Source organism: Aeromonas oralensis (assembly GCF_049665575.1).
GTDB lineage: Bacteria > Pseudomonadota > Gammaproteobacteria > Enterobacterales > Aeromonadaceae > Aeromonas > Aeromonas hydrophila.
The window spans coordinates 2,647,739-2,665,609 of sequence record NZ_CP187186.1 but is presented as its reverse complement, the minus strand read 5'-3'; the positions used below and the strand labels follow the sequence as shown (position 1 = coordinate 2,665,609).

General features: G+C 61.2%; 14 protein-coding genes, 3 tRNA genes and 1 other RNA gene. 4 read left to right on the top strand and 14 right to left on the bottom strand.

Annotated elements, in window-relative coordinates; all coding sequences use genetic code 11:
- Positions 1-4: 4 nt before the first annotated feature.
- The 4 genes from ACPDZI_RS12415 to ACPDZI_RS12400 all read right to left on the bottom strand — a co-directional run bounded on the left by ACPDZI_RS12415 (position 5) and on the right by ACPDZI_RS12400 (position 1,354).
- Positions 5-454 (bottom strand): hypothetical protein, encoded by a 450-nt coding sequence (locus ACPDZI_RS12415; protein ID WP_168967260.1) that lies wholly within the window; start codon positions 452-454, stop codon positions 5-7.
- Between the two features lie 118 nt (positions 455-572).
- Positions 573-1,058 carry a YqhA family protein gene (locus tag ACPDZI_RS12410; protein WP_146061300.1) on the bottom strand — a complete coding sequence of 162 codons (486 nt, stop codon included), beginning with the start codon at positions 1,056-1,058 and terminating at the stop codon, positions 573-575.
- 142 nt (positions 1,059-1,200) lie between these two features.
- Positions 1,201-1,276 (bottom strand) — tRNA-Asn (locus tag ACPDZI_RS12405).
- Positions 1,277-1,278: 2 nt separating this feature from the next.
- Positions 1,279-1,354, bottom strand: a tRNA-Asn gene (locus tag ACPDZI_RS12400).
- A gap of 494 nt (positions 1,355-1,848) precedes the next feature.
- On the opposite strand from ACPDZI_RS12400, the gene dauA reads away from it, so the two are divergent.
- The 3 genes from dauA to ACPDZI_RS12385 all read left to right on the top strand — a co-directional run bounded on the left by dauA (position 1,849) and on the right by ACPDZI_RS12385 (position 4,100).
- Entirely contained in the window at positions 1,849-3,645 is a 1,797-nt protein-coding gene (gene dauA, locus ACPDZI_RS12395) for a C4-dicarboxylic acid transporter DauA (protein WP_438833220.1), read from the top strand.
- Between the two features lie 183 nt (positions 3,646-3,828).
- Positions 3,829-3,916 (top strand) — tRNA-Ser (locus ACPDZI_RS12390).
- Between the two features lie 55 nt (positions 3,917-3,971).
- Positions 3,972-4,100: non-coding RNA, RtT sRNA (locus ACPDZI_RS12385), on the top strand.
- Positions 4,101-4,451: 351 nt separating this feature from the next.
- Here ACPDZI_RS12385 and alr read toward each other — a convergent pair.
- From alr to ACPDZI_RS12335, 10 genes are all read right to left on the bottom strand, one after another.
- The gene (alr, locus tag ACPDZI_RS12380) at positions 4,452-5,564 is read right to left on the bottom strand and encodes an alanine racemase (RefSeq protein ID WP_438833219.1); all 1,113 of its coding nucleotides are present in this window, start codon (positions 5,562-5,564) and stop codon (positions 4,452-4,454) included.
- 475 nt (positions 5,565-6,039) lie between these two features.
- Positions 6,040-7,671, bottom strand: a complete 1,632-nt coding sequence (locus ACPDZI_RS12375) for a methyl-accepting chemotaxis protein (protein ID WP_124252734.1) — start codon at positions 7,669-7,671, stop codon at positions 6,040-6,042.
- Between the two features lie 111 nt (positions 7,672-7,782).
- Positions 7,783-8,991 carry an EAL domain-containing response regulator gene (locus ACPDZI_RS12370; RefSeq protein ID WP_076360935.1) on the bottom strand — a complete coding sequence of 403 codons (1,209 nt, stop codon included), beginning with the start codon at positions 8,989-8,991 and terminating at the stop codon, positions 7,783-7,785.
- Between the two features lie 2 nt (positions 8,992-8,993).
- Positions 8,994-10,070 carry a protein-glutamate methylesterase/protein-glutamine glutaminase gene (locus tag ACPDZI_RS12365; protein ID WP_263678353.1) on the bottom strand — a complete coding sequence of 359 codons (1,077 nt, stop codon included), beginning with the start codon at positions 10,068-10,070 and terminating at the stop codon, positions 8,994-8,996.
- Positions 10,067-10,870, bottom strand: a complete 804-nt coding sequence (locus tag ACPDZI_RS12360; RefSeq protein WP_438834572.1) for a CheR family methyltransferase — start codon at positions 10,868-10,870, stop codon at positions 10,067-10,069. The genes ACPDZI_RS12365 and ACPDZI_RS12360 overlap by 4 nt, the downstream gene beginning before the upstream one ends.
- Before the next feature lie 61 nt (positions 10,871-10,931).
- Positions 10,932-11,459, bottom strand: coding sequence for a chemotaxis protein CheW (locus tag ACPDZI_RS12355; protein ID WP_438833218.1), 528 nt, complete (start codon positions 11,457-11,459; stop codon positions 10,932-10,934).
- A gap of 9 nt (positions 11,460-11,468) precedes the next feature.
- A complete protein-coding gene (locus tag ACPDZI_RS12350) occupies positions 11,469-13,145 on the bottom strand; it encodes a methyl-accepting chemotaxis protein (RefSeq protein WP_438833217.1) in 1,677 nt (558 codons plus the stop codon).
- A gap of 43 nt (positions 13,146-13,188) precedes the next feature.
- Positions 13,189-15,345: a chemotaxis protein CheA gene (locus ACPDZI_RS12345; protein ID WP_263678356.1), complete on the bottom strand. Its 2,157-nt coding sequence runs from the start codon at positions 15,343-15,345 to the stop codon at positions 13,189-13,191.
- Positions 15,332-15,652 carry an STAS domain-containing protein gene (locus ACPDZI_RS12340; RefSeq protein ID WP_139393648.1) on the bottom strand — a complete coding sequence of 107 codons (321 nt, stop codon included), beginning with the start codon at positions 15,650-15,652 and terminating at the stop codon, positions 15,332-15,334. The genes ACPDZI_RS12345 and ACPDZI_RS12340 overlap by 14 nt, the downstream gene beginning before the upstream one ends.
- Positions 15,649-16,017, bottom strand: a complete 369-nt coding sequence (locus tag ACPDZI_RS12335; RefSeq protein ID WP_166463848.1) for a response regulator — start codon at positions 16,015-16,017, stop codon at positions 15,649-15,651. Before ACPDZI_RS12335 ends, ACPDZI_RS12340 begins: the two co-directional genes overlap by 4 nt.
- Positions 16,018-16,737: 720 nt before the next feature.
- Between ACPDZI_RS12335 and hybO the strand changes: the two genes are divergently transcribed.
- Positions 16,738-17,871: a hydrogenase 2 small subunit gene (gene hybO, locus ACPDZI_RS12330; protein WP_438833216.1), complete on the top strand. Its 1,134-nt coding sequence runs from the start codon at positions 16,738-16,740 to the stop codon at positions 17,869-17,871.

Here is a 17,871-nt window from a genome sequence, read left to right as displayed (position 1 = left end):
AAGATCAGGTGCGCCATTTCAAGATGGTCCAGCGCCAGGCGTGGCGCAGCACCAGGGGAGTCAACGCGAGCGCGCTCAGCCAGTGGGCCCAGCTGGCAAGGTTGCCCATGTCATCGCCCGGGGTGCCGTGCAGCACCAGCAGCAGTCCGCTGGCCAGACAGACCAGCAGCAAGGCTTCGATGATGCGGCCGGTGGTGCGCAAGAATGGCTTGCGGCTTTTGCTCAGCAGGCTGCGATGGGAGAGCCAGAACGCGCCGAACAGCAGGGGAAACAGGGTGAGCGAGAGGGCGACGTGCAAAAACAGGTTCCAGCGTGCCAGCGACCAGAGCGGGGTCAGCGGTTCCCACAGCAGCAGGCCGGAGAAGAACATCAGATAGAGGGAGCCCTCGGCGGCCTGATGGTGATAGGCCAGCCACTGCCAGCAGTGTCGTGGTGAGAGGGAAAGGCTTGTCATAGGTGCTCCAACGCCCAGGCACTGCAGCCTGGGGGGAGCAAGTTTACAATGCAGGAAAGGTAATGAAAAGAGTTATCAATTCCGCTCTTGATGAATAAAGGCTGAATGAAAACCGGCGCTATTTATGGTCCGCCAGTCGCTCGGTGACCGCGTAGATGAGTGCCGCGGTGGAGAAGGCGAGAAACACCACCACGGACCACTTCATCTCCACCTCATTGGTGATCCCATCTTCGAGAAACGCCTTGAGCACCTCCACCCCGGCGATGGTGACCAGGGAGTTGATGACGATGAGCTTGAGGGAGGCAAAGTTGATCTTGCTGAGCCAGTTGTCGCCGATGGCCTCGCGCTGCTCCTGGGTCTGAATGAACTGCACATAGCCGCAGACCGCGACCAGGATCAGCATCTGGGCCACCAGTACGAAGTCCACCAGGGTGAGTACGCCGGTGATGAGGTCCATGTAGTGGATCTCGATGATGTTGGTGCAGAGCAGATAGAGCTGCATGGCAAATTTCACCATTAGCAGGGCCACGCACACCAGAATGCAGACATAGAAGGGGAACATCATCAACCGGCTGCCATTGAGCATGAAATTGAATCGACGCATGAAAACTCCTGAAGAGGGTGAGGTTGAGCTGATTATGGCGCGGATCCGCCATCGAGGGCATCCCGGTTTGCGCACAGAGGGCTGATGGCGGCAAAGAAAGGGGAAACGAAAAAGCCCAGCCATAAGGCTGGGCTTTAAAATGTGGCTCCCTCGACAGGACTTGAACCTGTGACATACGGATTAACAGTCCGCCGTTCTACCGACTGAACTACGAGGGAATTGGCTCCTCCTACTGGACTTGAACCAGTGACATACGGATTAACAGTCCGCCGTTCTACCGACTGAACTAAGGAGGAATTGCCTGTCTCGTCGAGACGCTGCGGATATTAATGGCCCATCCGCCGGGTGTCAACCCGCGATCCGCTGCAAAAAGGGGATTTTGGCCCGTTTGACCAAAACTTGGCCGCTGTGGACTATTTTCAGCACAATCAGCAGCTTGGCGCGGCCCTCTCGGGCTCATCGAGACGGCTCAGTGGCATAAGGAGGGGATGGATGAGGATGTGCCGATGCTCGGGATGGCATGGTCCGGGATGAGCAGTTGTCTTATGGCCGAGCAATGGCAGATATAAAGGAGGGGAGAGACAGGGGATGCATAAGGGCGGGATAAATTGGTTAGCAGGCGAAGTTAGTGTGCTGCGTAATGGTGAGAAAAGTGGTCGATATGCTGACAATAAACGCTAATTCTGCGTGGTAACGGCCATTCATTGATCCCGCCCATCGAAATATTTCATCGGCTGGGGTATGGTTGGCCAGGATACCATCGCCGTGTCGACAGCTCTGCCGGCCCTTGATGATGATCGGGCGCCGGTTCAATCCGGCCTTTATCTCCCTCTTCTGGTATTACGAATACATGCACAACCAAGCACCTTTGCAAAGCGTGAAGCTGGCTATTGCTTTACGCCAATCCTGTATTGACGAACCCTACAGCGTTCCCCGCTTCGGCCGCGACCTGATCGCCGGTATCACGGTCGGCATCATCGCCATTCCGCTGGCCATGGCGCTGGCCATCGCCAGTGGCGTGCCGCCGCAGCACGGTCTCTATACCGCCATCATCGCCGGCATCGTGATCGCCGTGACCGGTGGCTCCCGCTTCTCCATCTCGGGACCGACCGCCGCCTTCGTGGTGATCCTCTATCCGGTAGCCCAGCAGTTCGGCGTGGGCGGCCTGTTGATGGCGACCCTGATCTCGGGCTTCTTTCTGGTGGCCATGGGGGTGGCCCGGCTCGGACGTCTCATCGAGTACATTCCGCCTTCGGTGACTCTGGGCTTCACCGGTGGTATCGCCATCGTGATTGCAACCCTGCAGATAAAGGACTTCTTCGGCCTGCACGTGCCCGAGATGCCGGAAACCTACATCGGCAAGGTCGAGGCGCTGGCCCATGCCCTGCCCAGCTGGCAGTGGGGGGATACGCTGGTCGGGATTGCGACCCTGGCGGTGCTGCTGCTCTGGCCGCGCCTGCGGCTGCCGGTGCCAGGCCACCTGCCCGCCGTGCTGGTGGGGGTGGGCCTTGGGTTTGGTTTGCATCAGTTCGGGGTGGACGTCGCCACCATCGGCAGCAAGTTCAGCTATACCCTGGCCGACGGCAGTCAGGGCATGGGGATCCCGCCTATCGCGCCGACCCTGGTTATGCCCTGGGCTCTGCCGGGGCCGGATGGCTCGCCGGTGGAGTGGAACCTGGCCGCCATCGAGCGCCTGTTGCCCGCCGCCTTTTCCATGGCGATGCTGGGGGCCATCGAATCCTTGCTCTGCGCCGTGGTGCTGGACGGCATGACAGGTCGCAAGCACAGCTCCAACGCCGAGCTGGTGGGGCAGGGGCTTGGCAACATAGTCGCCCCCTTCTTCGGTGGCATCACCGCCACCGCCGCCATTGCCCGCTCCGCCGCCAACGTGCGGGCCGGGGCTACTTCTCCCATCTCCGGCATCGTGCATGCGCTGGTGGTGCTGGCGGCCATCCTGGTGCTGGCGCCCTGGCTCTCCTGGCTGCCGCTCTCGGCCATGGCGGCCCTGCTGTTCATCGTCGCCTGGAACATGAGCGAGGCGCACAAGGTGGTAGAGCTGATCCGGCGTGCCCCAAAATCCGACGTGCTGGTGCTGCTGGTCTGTCTGTCGCTGACCGTGATCTTTGACATGGTCATCGCCATCACCTTCGGGGTGATCCTCGCCTCCCTGCTGTTCATGCGCGAGATTGCCAAGATGACCAAGCTGCACGATCTGGCGGATCACAAGCGCTATGCCCATGAGGTGCCGGAGCAGGCGCTGCTCTACAAGATCAACGGCCCGCTGTTCTTTGCCGCTGCCGAGCGGGTGTTCGGCGAACTGGCAGCCCAGGTCAAGGGCCACAAGCTGCTGGTGCTGCAGATGGAGGCGGTCTCCATCCTGGACGCCGGCGGGCTCTCCGCCTTCCTGCAGTTTGAAAAGCAGATGGCCAAGGCGGGAGTGCAACTGCGGGTCGCCGAGCTGCAGTTCCAGCCGCTCAAGACCCTGGCGCGCGCCAAGGTGCGTCCGGTGCCCGGTCAGCTGGAGTTTTACGGTTCGCTGGAAGAGGCGCTCAAAGGCGAGCACTTGCACGAAGCGACTGGAAATTGATGGAAAGGGATACGAAACGGCATGTTTTTAGTCACTTGGTTCGGATAATGAGCAAGCGAACGCAAAAAGTGAAAAATTGCATTGACCGCATGCCGTCGTATCCCGTACATTACGCCCCGTTCCAGCGCAACAGCGCAGCGAACATCGTGCTGGCTGAGCACGTTAAACAGCAGACCAAAATTTGGTGAGGTGTCCGAGTGGCTGAAGGAGCACGCCTGGAAAGTGTGTATACGGCAACGTATCAAGGGTTCGAATCCCTCCCTCACCGCCAAATTACAAAAAACCGACCTGATGGTCGGTTTTTTGCTTTGGGGGAAGAATTATCAGCTCATGTCGAAGAGGGAGGGTAAGAACCCTCGCCGGGTTCGAGCAGAGCAGCTTGCTGCGATGAACGGCCGCAGGCCGCCCCGAAGGGGTGAGCCACGTAGTGGCGAATCATCCCTCCCTCACCGCCCAATAAAATAAAGGGCCTGTCGCAAGACAGGCCCTTTATTTTATCCGATGACGGTAGCTCGGTTCGAGCCGCCCGCAGGGCCTGCCCGAGATGCCGCTGGCGGCGTTGCAGGAGGCCGGTGCCAGGCTGGGGGACGGGCTGCGGCGCATGCTGCCTGACGCCCGCATAGAGCAGAACCTGGTCGGCTTCGATCTTCCTTGAACCCGGCAGCAGGGACGCCCTTCATGCCAATGCTAAGAGGCAGGGGCTCCTTCTGTGAAGTTGCTGCTCTCGCTAGGAGGCTGGGTATAAGGCTTACCTGCTCCTGATGATGGGATGAAAAGGCCCACATCGCAGGCCCGTGCCGGCTTGCTCAGGCCAGCTTCAACATCGGCATCTGTTCGCGTTTGTCACAGTGCGTCAGATGGACCCGGCTGGTCAGGCGGGTCAGCAGCTCGTAGGGGATGGTGCCTATCTTTTCGGCCACCTGTTCCACCGGCAACCCTTCCCCCCACAGCGTCACCTCGTCTCCCACCTTGTCGCTGGCCGCCGGCCCCAGATCGACGGTGATCATGTCCATGGAAACCCGACCCACGATGGGTACCCGGCGGCCATTGAGCAGCATGGGGGTCCCTTCGGGTGCCATGCGGGGGTAACCATCCCCGTAGCCCGCCGCCACCACGCCGAGGGTGGTATTTCGATCCGCCACCCAGTGCCCCCCATAGCCGACCGCTTCGCCCTGCGCGCAGGCGCGGGTGGCGATGAGCTGGCTCTTGAGGGTCATGACCGGGCGCAGGTCATGGTCGGCGGCGAGCTGACCGGCAAACGGGGAGGCGCCGTAGAGCATGAGGCCAGGCCGGATCCAGTCGCTGCGGGACGCCGGCCAGGCGAGGATGCCGGCGGAGTTGGCCATGGCCCGCTCGCCCGGCAGATGAGCAGAGAGGCGGTTGAACTCCTCGATCTGCAACTGAGTGGCCTGGGTATCCTGTTCATCGGATTGGCTGAAATGCGTCATCAGATGGAACGGTTGTACCACGTTGCGACAATGGCTCAGCCGATCGATGAAGGCGGGCAGCTCCAGGGCGCGCAGCCCGAGCCGGTTCATTCCGGTATCGAGCTTGAGCCACACCTTGATGGGGGCGGGCAGACTGGCCTGCTCGAGCAGTGCCAACTGCTCCCAGGTATGCAAGGTGGTTTGCAGTTCGTGTTTCGCCAGCAGCGGCAGCGCTTCGGCACTGAAGAAGCCTCCCAGCACCAGAATGGGCTTGGTGATGGCGTTGGCGCGCAGCACCAGCGCCTCCTCGACCCTGGCCACCGCATAGGCATCGGCCTGGGCGAGTGCATGGGCCACCGGCAGCAGCCCGTGGCCATAGGCATTGGCCTTGAGTACCGCGATGATCTTGCTGTGGGGGGCATGGCGGCGCACCACGGCGAAATTGTGCTGGAGTGCATCGATATCGATGCTGGCCGTAACTGTGTTCATCATGGGGTCGGGTGTCTGCTCGATGAGAAGTTGGCTGCTGGTTTCAATCCTGATCCGGTGATCCTGGCTGCCGGAACGAGCAAACGGGGGGCCACCGAACCATGTTGTTTTATGTGCTTTAAAATGTAAAAAGATGTTATCAGTTGTTTTTTTGTTGGTAAATTATGTGGCGAATAGGAATGCGTAAATGCGCAAAATACGGGATATTCCTCTGTATAAATTTGCCTGCCGACGCTTTCTCTGGCTCCCTATGACCCAGTATTTATCACTGGTTTTGTCCCTCAAAACGGGAGGGGAATAAGGTTGTTTTGGGCCATTTCTGATGGATGTTTGAGTGAATGCCGTGCTGATGTTGGCACTCCTGCGCCGGACCTTCGGGAGCCCGTAGCAAAGAGACGGGGTCAAGATGGGGTCTTGATGGCAGGATAAGGAAGAGAGACCCGCCCGGCCCATGGCTGGGCGGGTCTCGGCGTTTTTATTAGACCTTGAAGAACCCGATGCCCTGGTTGAGCTGCTGGATGATGGTGGTCAGCTGGGAGGCGTCGTGATTGACGCTCTCGGCAGCGGAGACGTTCTCCAGCGACATCTGGGTGATCTCTTCCACCGACTGGGCGATGAGCTGGCTGGCGGCGGCCTGCTCGTGGAGCATGGAGCTTATCTCCTGGATCAGCTCCACCACCTTGCGGGAGCTCTGATCAACTTGAGCCATGGTTTCACTGGATCCCTCGGTGGTTTCCCGCACCGTGCTCATGCTGTCGGAGCAGGCGCTCATCCCCTTGACCGCGCTGGTAGCCCCCTGCTGGATAGAGGTGAGCATCTCGTTGATCTCCTGAGTGGCCTGGGTGGTGCGTGCTGCCAGGGTCCGTACCTCGTCGGCTACCACGGCGAAGCCGCGGCCCATGTCGCCGGCCCGGGCCGCTTCGATGGCGGCGTTGAGCGCCAGTAGGTTGGTCTGATCCGCGACCCCCTGGATCATCACCGAGATCTGGCTGATGCGGGTGATGTCGTCAAACAGTCCCTGCACCTGCTTGGCGGAGTCGTTGACCGCCGTGGTGACCCTGAGCACCTCCTCTGAGGCGTGCTTGACCTGCTTCTCGCCGGCCTGGGCAATCTCCCCGGATTGCATCACCACGCTGTTGGCCTGATTGGCGAACGAGGAGAGCTGGGAGACGGAGGTGGTGAGCTGTTCGACCGAGGCGGCGGTGTTGGCGGTGGCGAGGGACTGCTGCTGGGAGCTGGTATTGACCTGCTCGGCCGCCGCTCCCAACTGGGAGGCGCTGGCGGTGAGGCTTTCAGCGGCATGCTGCATAGTCGAGACGATGTCGCGCAGGCTGCGGCGGGTGCTGATCATCGCCTGCTGCATGCGGGTCAGCTCGTCGTTGCCCTCGGCCTGATCCGGGGCGGTGAGCCTGCCCTGCGCCAGTTGTTGCAGATCCTGCATGATGGCGAGCAGCGGCTGGTTGATGCTGGTGCTGAGCAACCAGCCCAGCAGCAAGGAGAGCAGTACCGAGATGGCGAGTATGGTGTAGGTGGCGGTGTTGATGTTGCTGGCAATCACGTCGCTCTCATGGAAGGCCTGCTTGCCCAGCCCCTGATTGATGTCGACCAGCTTGCTGAGCAGATCGTCCACCACCTTGAAGCTGGTGGCCGCGTCCCCCTTCATCAATTTGATCGCATTGTCGTTGTCATTGGCTGCACTTGCCGCCATCGCCTTGTGTGCCGCCTCCTTGTAAAGCGGCCAGGCGCGGTCAAAGTCCGCCAGTACCAGTTTTTCCGGTTCGCTCAGCGGGGTTGCCCGGTACTTGTCCAGCAGGGCGGCCATCTTCTGCTCGTGCAGATCCATATCCCTGGCAATCTGGTCCATGCCGCTTTTGCTCGGCTCGATGACATAGTCGAACAGCGAGCGGTTGTGATAGATGGCCTGCATGTTGGCGTTGGCGACATCCGTGATGGGGGTCAGGATGTTGAGGTACATGTCATTGAGCATGTCATTGATGGTGTTGGTGTTCTGCTTGCCGTAGAGGCCGACCCCGATCAGGATGAGATTCAGCAACAGGAAGGAGACGATAAGCCGCGTCTTGATGGAGAGCTGGCGAAGTAGGTTGTTCATGGTAGCCTCATGCTTGTTTCAAGCGTCCATGCAGCGATGTCGATACTGCCGGTGTTGTTGTTATCCCGCCCTCTCAGAGCGGGGTTCCTCAATAGCGCAAAGGGTCACGACTCAGGTCGCTCTGGCCTGCCATTCGGCAAACCATTTTCCAATCTGATCGACCGGCAGCGGTCGGCTGATGTAATAGCCTTGCGCCAGCTCGCAGCCGAGCATTGCCAGCTGCTTCCAGTCCTCTTCGGTTTCCACTCCCTCGGCGACCGTCTTGAGGTTGAGCTTCTGGCTCATGACGATGGCTGAGGTCAATATAGCCAGCTTCTTGGGGCTGCTATGGGCGTCGTGCACGAATTCCTTGTCAATCTTGATCTCGGTGAAAGGACAGCGAGATAGCTGCTTCATGGAGGAGTAGCCGGTGCCATAATCATCCATTGCGATGCCGAATCCCCGCAGTCTCAATCGTGCCAGGGTGCCCAGCGACATGGCGAGATTGGACATGAAGGTGGTCTCGGTGACTTCGATGATGATGGCGCTGCAGGGCAGTTGATGGGCCTGCACGATGGCAATCATGTTCTCGACCAGCTTGTCCGTCAGCAGCAGGCTGACCGGCATGTTGATGGAGCAGGTGGGGTGATCGGACAGTGCGTCCAGAGTGGTGAGTGCCTCGCAGGTGGCATGCAGAAACTGGTAGAAGAAATCGAGCGCCAGCTGCCCCTCTTCCAGGTGGTGAACGAAGCAGATGGGGGGAATGACCCCGTGCTCGGGATGGATCCAGCGCACCAGCGCCTCGAAGCCGTAGAGACTGGCGTCCGCCATCAGCACCTTGGGTTGCAGAAAAGGGATCAGCTGGCGGTTGTCCAGCGCCTGCTGCACATCCTCGGCGGTGAAGGTGAGCTGCATCCACTTCTTGTTTTCCCGGTGTGCCAGCGGATCGCAATGCTGCAGCATGTTGCGCAGATCACTTTGTCGCAGCGGCTTGGACAGCACGCCGATCACCTCCAGGGTGCTGGCATCGGCAATGGCGTGGATCACGTCCAGCACGTCCCGCTCCACCCCGCTCATCACGGCCACGAACATCCGGTAGTGGGTGTTCTTCTCCAGGTTGCTGATGAGCTCGACCCCGTCCATGCCGGGCATGTTGAGGTCGGTCAGCAGCAGATCGATGCGCTCGAGCTGCTGCAGCTTGTTCAGGGCATCCTGGCCATCATGGGCCAGGTGGATCTGGCCGAACCCCAGCTCCTGCAGCAGGCAGGTCACTTCGTACTGCTGGGTGCGGGAGTCATCCACCACCATGGCACTGCGGCCTTGCCATTTTTCCAATGACATAATTACACGCCTCGTAGATCCGGACGGCTGAGCGTCTGGGTAATGTGGGTGAGGGACATGACTTCATCCACTCCGCCGTGGGCTATGGCCTCTTTGGGCATGCCGAATACCACGCAACTGGCTTCATCCTGGGCGATGGTGCGAGCGCCCGTGTCGTGCAGCTCCCGCATGCCGCGGGCGCCGTCATCCCCCATACCGGTCATGATGACGCCGAGGGCGTTGCGCCCCGCACTCACCGCCACCGAGCGAAACAGCACGTCCACCGAGGGGCAGTGACGGGAGACCGGCGGCCCCTCTTTGACTTCTGCCAGATACTGGGTGCCGCTGCGCTGGATCAGCAGGTGCTTGCCCCCTGGCGCTATGATGGCGACCCCGGGCAGCAGGCGATCGCCGGTCTCGGCCTCTTTCACCTCCAGCTGGGAGAGGCTGTTGAGCCGCTCGGCAAAGGAGGCGGTGAAGCGGGCCGGCATGTGCTGGACAATGGCGATCCCCGGGCAGGTGGCGGGCAGGCGGGAGAGCAGATACTCCAGCGCCTGAGTGCCGCCGGTGGAGGTGCCGAGCGCAACTATCTTCTCGGTGGTGCGAAAGGAGATCCGCTCCGCCGGCGGGGAGAGCACCTCGTCGGCATTGCGCCTCGGGGTGACCGGTAGCGGGGCGGCACCTGGCAACAGATTGCGCAGCTTGGCGCCAACGGCGCCCCGGATCTCCTGAATGAAGTCGCTGGCGGACTGCTGCAGGAAGCTCTTGATGCCGACGCTGGGTTTGGTGACGATGGAGATGGCCCCCGCCGACATCGCCTCCAGGGTGATCATGGCCCCCTCTTCGGTGAGGGAGGAGCAGATGATGACCGGGGTGGGGTGCTCGGCCATGATCTTCTTGAGGAAGGTGAGGCCGTCCATGCGTGGCATCTCGATGTCGAGGATGATGACGTCGGGCCAACACTTCTTCATCTGCTGCATGGCGAAGATGGGGTCGAAGGCGGCGCCGATCACCTCGATATCTTCCGTCTTGCTCAGCATCTGGGTCAGTACCTCTCGTACCAGGGCCGAGTCGTCGACGATAAGCACGCGTATGGTCATGGCAGCTCCTTGGGCTGAAGGGGCAGGCAGCGGTAGCGGGAGGGTGCCTCCTGCACCAGCGGCAGATCCTGCTGGCGGATGATCTCGGAGTGGCCGACCAGCAGGTAGCCGTCCGGGCGCAACAGGTTGCAAAGCTGCGACAGCACCAGGGCCTTGGTCTCGTCATTGAAGTAGATGAGCACGTTGCGCAGGAAGATGACGTCGAAGTTGCGCTCCGGATAGTCGCCGCAGGTCAGCAGATTGAGGTTGGCAAAGGTGACCTTGCCGGCCAGCTCCGGCTTGACCCGGATCTTGCCGGCGAACTCATCATGGCCGCGCTGAAAATAGCGCAGCCACAGATGGGGCGGCACGTGCTGGGCCCGCTCGACCGAGTAGACGGCGCGGCGGGCAAAGGGGATGACCCGAGTGTTGATGTCGGTACCATGGATGCTCCAGCGATCGTTGATGCCGAGCTGTTCGGCCAGCACCATGGCGGCGGAGTAGGCCTCTTCCCCGGTGGAGCAGGCGGCGGACCAGATCCGCAGCGGCTGGCGGCGAGTGGCAAGCAGCTGTTCGGCATGGTGCTTGAGCCAGCTGAAGTGCTGGGATTCGCGAAAGAAATAGGTCTCGTTGGTGGAGAGCAGGTTGATGGCGACTTGCCGTTCGTGGGGATCGCTGGACTGATTGATCCGCTCCCAGTAGGCGTGATAGCTGGTAAGGTGCAGCGCCCGCAGCCGCTTGGCGAGTCGGGATTGCACCAGCGCCCGCTTGCAGGGGGCAAGATCGATGCCGGCCGAATTCAGGATGAAGCGGCGAAACAGATCGAACTCACTCTGGCTGAGGGGCGGGGTGAGTTCGGCCGTGAAGGGGGCGCCACCATGGTCAGCCGCCCTGTTCCGGGGAGAACTGCTGCTCGGTGGCCGCCTCGGCCATGGCGCTCAGCTCGGCGATGGAGAGGGCTCTGTGCATGTCGAGCAGGATGGCAAACTGCTGATCGATGGTGACCACCCCCTGAATGAAGTCACCGCGGATGTGAGTGCCGAAGGTGGGGGCCGGTTCGATGGCGTCGCTGCGGATCTCCAGCACCTCGCAGACCGCATCCAGCAGCATGCCGATCTCCTGCTCCTCGCCGGTGCTGTTGGGCAGGGAGAGGATGGCGACGCAGGTGGTGGGTTGCAGCAGGGTCTGTCCTCGGCCGAAACGGATGGAGAGGTCGATCACCGGCACCACGGCGCCGCGCAGGTTGATGATGCCTCGCACGAAGCGCGGCATCATGGGCACCGGGGTCATTCCCTCGAACTCGATGATCTCGCGGATGCAGCAGATGTCGATGCCGTACAGTTCGCCGCCCAGCATGAAGGTGACGCAGTGAAAGTGGGCGCTGGTGTCAGGGGCAAGCTTGTCTCTCATCGCCGGCTCCTAGTAGTTGGTGAACTTGCCATCATCTATCTCTCGCTCCAGATCCTCTTCATGAAAGGGGTAGGGGCGGGAGAATGCCGACTTCGGCTTGCTGCGTCGGACAACATGGGCGCCGCCGTGCGGGGTATAGAGCTGGCGGGTGTTGCCGCCGCGCAGAGTGAACTGCTGCATCAGCTCCTGCAACTGCAGGGCGGTGGAGCTCAGCTCTTCCGAGGTGGAACTGAGCTCTTCCGCTGAGGCGGCCGAGGCCTGCATGCCATCGCTTATCTGGGTCACGGCGATGTTGATCTGGGAGACGCTGGCCCGCTGTTCGCGGGAGGCGGAGGCGATCTCCTGCACCAGGGTGGCGGTCTGATCGATGCCGGGCAGCATTTCACGCAGCAAGGATCCCGCCTGCTCGGCGACGCTGACCGAGCGCCCGGCCAGCTCGCCAATCTCCTTGGCGGCGGTCTGGGAGCGTTCGGCCAGTTTGCGCACCTCGGCGGCGACTGTGGCAAAGCCCTTGCCGTGCTCGCCTGCGCGGGCCGCCTCGATGGCGGCGTTGATGGCCAGCAGGTCGGTCTTGTTGGCGATGTCGTTGATGACGGTGATGCGCGACGCTATCTCCTTCATGGCGTGCACCATCTCCCCGACCGCCTTGCCGCTTTCGGTGGCGCTGCTGGCCGCTTTGGTGGAGATGTTCTCGGTCACCTTGGCATTGTCGGCATTCTGGCTGACGGTGGCGGTCATTTCCTCGACCGAGGCACTGGTCTGCTCGACGCTGGAGGCGAGCTCGGAGGAGGTCTGGGAGAGGGCGTTGGCGGTGGCGGCCACCTGCTCGGAGGCGGAGCCGATGGCTTCCGACATGGCGCCCACCTCGTTGAGGGTGTCGGAGAGGCGGTGGGCCATGCTCTTGATTGCATAGAGCAGGCTCGAAGTGTCGTCGGCCTTGAGCTGCACCGGGGTGGAGAGATCCCCCTCGGCGACCCGGGCCACCACCTGCACCGTGTAGGAAGGGTCGCCCCCCAGCTGGCGCAATATGCTGCGGGTCACCAGCAGGGCCAGGATGAGGCAGATGAGAAAGGCGGCGCTGGCGATGGCGATGAGGAGCTGCAGGTTGTCCTGATAGATGGCCTGGCTCTCATCCATGGATTGGGATGCCAGTTCTGCATTGATCTTGACCAGATCGCTCAGCAGTCCATCGGCGATGTCGAAGGCCGGGCGCCCCTTGCCCCCCATCAGCCGAAAGGCGTTGCGCTCAGGTTCTCCTTGCTGCCCCGGGGTCTGAACCAGTTTCAGGATCTCGCTGGCGTACTGCTTGTAAGTGGCCCAAGCCTGATCGAAGCGGGCCAGCAGGTCCACCTCCCGCTGGGTGAGGTAGGTTTTGCGGTAGCTGGCCAGAAAATCCCACATTCCCTTTTCGAACTTGTCGACATTGACCAACGCCTGGGCCTTGAGAGCCGGGTCAACCTCGCCGATGTAGCGATAGAGAGCCCGGTTCTGGTAGACCGCATAGATGTTGGCGTTGGCGATGTCCTTGATCGGCAACAGCTGGTTGGCGTGCATGTTGCTGACCAGCTGCACCATGGTCCTGGTGGAGTAGTAGCTGGTGAGCGACAGCACCACCAGCAGCACCATGAGGATGGAGAACGAGAACACCAGCTTTGTTCTGACTTGCAAGTTGTGAAACCAGTCCATGGTCTGACTCCGTCAATTCCGTTGATCTGCTTAAGGTGTGTGGTCAATCTCTGAGGCTGTAGAGGGCATCGGTCTGTTGCCGGAGCGCATGTTGTTCCCGCCGCCAGGCCAGCTGGATGAGCTGGGGGACGTCGAGGATGAGCGCCGGCTGGCCGTTGCCAAGAATGGTGGAGCCGCTTACGTAGCGCAGGGACTTGAACAGCTCGCCGAGCGGCTTGATGACGGCCTGCACCTCGCCAATCAGGCGATCCACCACGATGCCGGCACGATGGTCGGCATAGTCCACCATCACCACGAATTCGGGTTCGTCGGCAGGGGGCAGGGCAAACAGCTCGCGCAGGACGATGAAGGGCACCCACTCGCCACGCACGTTGATTTGGCGGGCCGGGGTACGAAGGGCATCCTGCGGCAGATCGATACACTCGACCATCATGTCGAGGGGGATCACCAGGGAGGCGTGATCCACCTCGATGCGAAAGCCGTCGATGATGGCCAGGGTGAGCGGCAGTCTCAGCCTGAAGGTGGTGCCCAGCCCCAGCCGGCTGTCGATGGTGGTTTCGCCGCGCAGAAACTCTAGGTTGCGCTTGACCACGTCGAGCCCGACCCCCCGCCCGGAGAGATCGCTGACATCGCTGGCCGTCGAGAAACCGGGCAGAAACAGCAGTTGAAAGATCTCCTGTTCACCCAAGACCTTGCCTTCCGGCAGCAGCCCCTGGCCATGGGCCTTGGCGAGGATCTTGTCGCGGTCGATGCCGCGGCCGTCGTCGCTGACCTCCACCACCACGGCGCCGGCGTCGTGATAGGCGTTGAGGGTGATGGTTCCCTGCGCCGGCTTGCCGGCGGCGAGCCGAGCCTGTTGCTCTTCCAGGCCATGATCGGCGGCGTTGCGCACTAGGTGCATCAGGGGGTCGGTCAGCTTCTCGACCATCGACTTGTCGATGTCGGTATCGGCGTTGCGGATCTGCAGCTGGATCTCCTTGCCGGTCTGCTGGGACAGTTCGTGCACCAGTCGCGGGAAGCGGTTGAAGATCTCGTTGATGGGCACCATGCGCAGGGTGAGCGCATCATCGCGGATCCCTTCCACCAGGGTGTTGACGATGGCCACTGATTCGATGAGCTCCGCATCGCCTCTCATCCTCGCTTGCAGGGTGGTGGCCGAGGTGGCGATCACCAGCTCGCCGACCCGATTGATCAGCCGGTCGAGCTTGGCTGCCTCGATGCGGATGTAGTGCCCCTCTGCCCGCAGCGGTGCGGATCTGGCCTGCTGTGGGGGGGCCTCCTGCGGTGGCTGGGCTAACAGGATGGGGGGCGCCAGGGCCGGCTCGACGCTTGCCGCGCCGGGCGTCAGTTCGCCCCGCGCGATGCAGGCCGCTTCCTCTTCGCTCAGCGCGCCGGCCTGCACCCAGCGCTGCAACTGGGCCGCGAGCGGTTCATTGCGCCAGGCCGCCAGCTGTTGCCCCTGTTCTGAAAACTGCGCCAGATCCTGATGGGGGCTGAGCAGACAGATGAGACTGGCGTGGGCAACGAAATCAAAGGTGCTCAGGATCCGCTCGGCCGGTTCGGCGCTGAGCAGGCCAATCTCGTAGCCGAGAAAACACTCGGTGGCATCGAGCAGTTGCAGCGGCGGCCACTCCTGCCAGACCGGCTGGATGACGCGGATCTCCCCCAGGTTGCCGAGGTAGCGAATGAAGGCCAGCAGATCAAAGCCGTCCTGATAAAGGGCGGGATAGAAGCGTAGGGAGAGGTGCCAGGCGCGCCGGTCCGTCTGATTGACCGGTGCGGGAGCCGGCATGGTCAGCGGCTGGCTGGGCAGGGTCTGGTGCCCCTGCAGTTGGGAGAGCAGGGCCAGGATCTGCTGGGTCTCGGTCTGTTGCAGCTCGGGGTTGTGTTCGGCCCCCTGCAGCAGGTCGCGCAGTTGATCGTTGCAGGCCAGCAGCAGGTTGATGAGGTGTTCGTCCAGCGCGATCTCGCCGCTGCGCAGCCGCTCCAGCATGTTCTCCATGGCGTGGGCGAAGCGCACCAGCATGGCCAGCCCCAGCATGCCGGCCGAGCCCTTGATGGTGTGGGCGGTGCGAAACATCAGGTTGTAGGTGTCGGGGTGGGCCGGATAGGTGTCGCGATCCAGCAGGGCATGTTCCAGATTGTCGCACTGCTCGTAGGCCTCCTCGAAGAAGAGGGCGCGGGCCTTATTGATGTCCATCCACACGGCCCTCCCCATGGTCGGCTGGCCACAATCCCATCAGGCTCAAGACATGGCGGGCCTGGCTGCCTTCAGCGGCCTCGAGTCGCAGCTGCTTGCCCTGCTGGCCTGCCTCCTGCTGCAGGATGGCGATGAGCTGGGCACCGCAGCCGTCGAGCATCTCCAGCGGGGTGAGATCCAGCGTCAACACCGAGAAATTGAGCAGACCGAACAGCTCATCCTGCAGATCCCCCAATGTAATGACGCTGAGCTCGCCGCTCAGGGTGGCGGTCACCGGCGTTTGCCGGGTGTCGATCGCCAGGCTCATGGCTGCACCACCTTGCAGACATCGTCCAGCAGCTTGAGCGGTTCGAACGGCTTGGTGAGCCAGACCCGGGCACCGGCCTCGAATCCTTCCCGCTTGATCTGCTCGGAGTCTTCGGTGGTCAGCATGATGAAGGGGAGGTAGCGGGTACTCTGCTGGGCCTTGACCCGTCTTAGCAGGGTCATGCCATCCATGCCGGGCATGTTGAGATCGGAGATGATGAGGTGTACCCGCCGCTGATCCAGTTCGATGAGGGCGGCTTCGCCGTCGCCGGCCTCAATCACCTCAAAACCGGCGCTGCTGAGCGTCATGGTGATGGCCGCCCTGATCCCCACGGAATCGTCCACCACCAGTATGGTTTTGCTCATCGGTCATCCTCATCGACTTCATCGGTTCCTTGCCCTTAGCGCCAAGGGCAGAGCCCGTACAGGGCTCAGTGATAATTGTTGTTCAACAGCTTGATGTTGGAGAGATTTTTATGTCATCACTGACTAATAGAGACAAATGGCGCCAGTTGTACGGGCCAGATGGCGCAGCCGGGCAGGGAAGGAGGGGTCTGGCCACCTATCGCAAGAGGGGGAAATGCAGATACCCTGTTGATGACAGTTAATTAATCAAGCAAGGGGGATATTTCTTGAAATAGGCAGGGAAGCTTATTTCAGAATCTGATAATAAATATCGTTCGCGCGTCCATTCCACTTGTTTACATATAATCATACAAATATAAAGGTATATATTGTCAGCCACTTTTGGCGAGGTAAAATAGCCTATGGCTGGTAACATAAAGACCGGGTAAAATAGTGTGACAACGCTTTCATTCTGATTATTTAACATCACGAATTAACGGGTAATTTAAATGAATTAAATTCATTAACACGCAAAAATACCTCCTAGTGGGTATTTTTGTGGTTGGCGATATGCTTTCTAAGTCTATGCTACATATGAATTTTTTAAATCCATGCTGATGGGTTTTCTATTTGAATAATGTTCCGTCACTTGATGGAGATCAACGCGGGGCAGGGGGGAGTACTTAGCATTTCCGCTATTAAGCATTTATCAAACAAGTGCTCACTACGGGAATAAAAAGAATGGTCGAGGATACTTTTTTATCGGCTCATGGAATTAATCGCCGTGACTTTATGAAATTGTGCGCCGGGATGGCCGCAACCCTTGGATTAAGCCAGCATGCCGTGGCCAAGATGGCCACCGCGCTCACCAGCCCCGAGCGGCCACCGGTGATCTGGATAGGGGCGCAGGAGTGTACCGGTTGCACCGAGTCGCTGCTGCGCGCCACCCACCCCACCATAGAGAACCTGATCCTCAACACCATTTCGCTGGAGTATCACGAGGTGCTCTCGGCGGCCTTCGGCCATCAGGCCGAAGAGAACAAGCACAATGCCATCGAACGCTACAAGGGCAAGTATGTGCTGGTGGTGGATGGCTCCATCCCGCTTAAAGATGGCGGCATCTACTGCATGGTGGCGGGGGAACCCATCGTCGACCATATTCGCCGCGCGGCTGCCGATGCGGCTGCCGTCATCGCCATCGGCTCCTGCGCCGCCTGGGGCGGGGTGCCCGCCAGCGGCGGCAACCCGACCGGTGCCGTCAGCCTGGAGGAGGCCCTCGGCAACCTCGGCACACCGATTATCAATATCCCGGGCTGCCCGCCCAATCCCCACAACTTCCTCACCACGGTCGCCTACTACATCACCTACGGCAAGCTGCCGGCGCTGGATAGCAAGAAGCGGCCGCTGTTTGCCTATGAGCGGCTCATCCACGAAAACTGCGAGCGTCGCCCGCACTTCGACGCCGGCCGTTTCGCCAAGGAGTTTGGTGACGAGGGCCACCGTCAGGGCTGGTGCCTCTATCACCTGGGCTGCAAGGGGCCGGAGACCTACGGCAACTGCTCGACCCTGGAGTTCTGCGATGTGGGCGGCGGCATCTGGCCGGTGGGCATCGGCCATCCCTGCTACGGCTGCAACGAGCAGGGGGTGGGTTTCAGCAAGGGGATCTTCCAGCTCGCCAAGGTGGAGAATCCCACCCCGCGGGTGAACAAGCCCGACGTGGCCATCCAGGAGGGAGGACACATGTCGCCCACCGCCACCGGCCTTATCGGTGGGGCGCTCGGGGTGCTGGTCGGGGTGAGTCTGATGACGGTGCGCGAGCTCGGTCGCCAGCAGAAGCGCCATGAGGCCGGGCAGCACACCTCACGGGAGGAGTGA

Excerpts from the sequence above, each read along its gene's own strand:
- alr (WP_438833219.1), bottom strand. The coding sequence starts at position 5,564 with ATGATGAACACAGTTACGGCCAGCATCGATATCGATGCACTCCAGCAC.
- ACPDZI_RS12370 (WP_076360935.1), bottom strand. The coding sequence starts at position 8,991 with ATGTCATTGGAAAAATGGCAAGGCCGCAGTGCCATGGTGGTGGATGAC.
- ACPDZI_RS12410 (WP_146061300.1), bottom strand. The coding sequence starts at position 1,058 with ATGCGTCGATTCAATTTCATGCTCAATGGCAGCCGGTTGATGATGTTC.
- ACPDZI_RS12340 (WP_139393648.1), bottom strand. The coding sequence starts at position 15,652 with ATGAGCCTGGCGATCGACACCCGGCAAACGCCGGTGACCGCCACCCTG.
- hybO (WP_438833216.1), top strand. The coding sequence starts at position 16,738 with ATGGTCGAGGATACTTTTTTATCGGCTCATGGAATTAATCGCCGTGAC.
- ACPDZI_RS12365 (WP_263678353.1), bottom strand. The coding sequence starts at position 10,070 with ATGACCATACGCGTGCTTATCGTCGACGACTCGGCCCTGGTACGAGAG.
- ACPDZI_RS12415 (WP_168967260.1), bottom strand. The coding sequence starts at position 454 with ATGACAAGCCTTTCCCTCTCACCACGACACTGCTGGCAGTGGCTGGCC.
- ACPDZI_RS12345 (WP_263678356.1), bottom strand. The coding sequence starts at position 15,345 with ATGGACATCAATAAGGCCCGCGCCCTCTTCTTCGAGGAGGCCTACGAG.
- ACPDZI_RS12350 (WP_438833217.1), bottom strand. The coding sequence starts at position 13,145 with ATGGACTGGTTTCACAACTTGCAAGTCAGAACAAAGCTGGTGTTCTCG.
- ACPDZI_RS12375 (WP_124252734.1), bottom strand. The coding sequence starts at position 7,671 with ATGAACAACCTACTTCGCCAGCTCTCCATCAAGACGCGGCTTATCGTC.
- ACPDZI_RS12355 (WP_438833218.1), bottom strand. The coding sequence starts at position 11,459 with ATGAGAGACAAGCTTGCCCCTGACACCAGCGCCCACTTTCACTGCGTC.
- dauA (WP_438833220.1), top strand. The coding sequence starts at position 1,849 with ATGATGATCGGGCGCCGGTTCAATCCGGCCTTTATCTCCCTCTTCTGG.
- ACPDZI_RS12335 (WP_166463848.1), bottom strand. The coding sequence starts at position 16,017 with ATGAGCAAAACCATACTGGTGGTGGACGATTCCGTGGGGATCAGGGCG.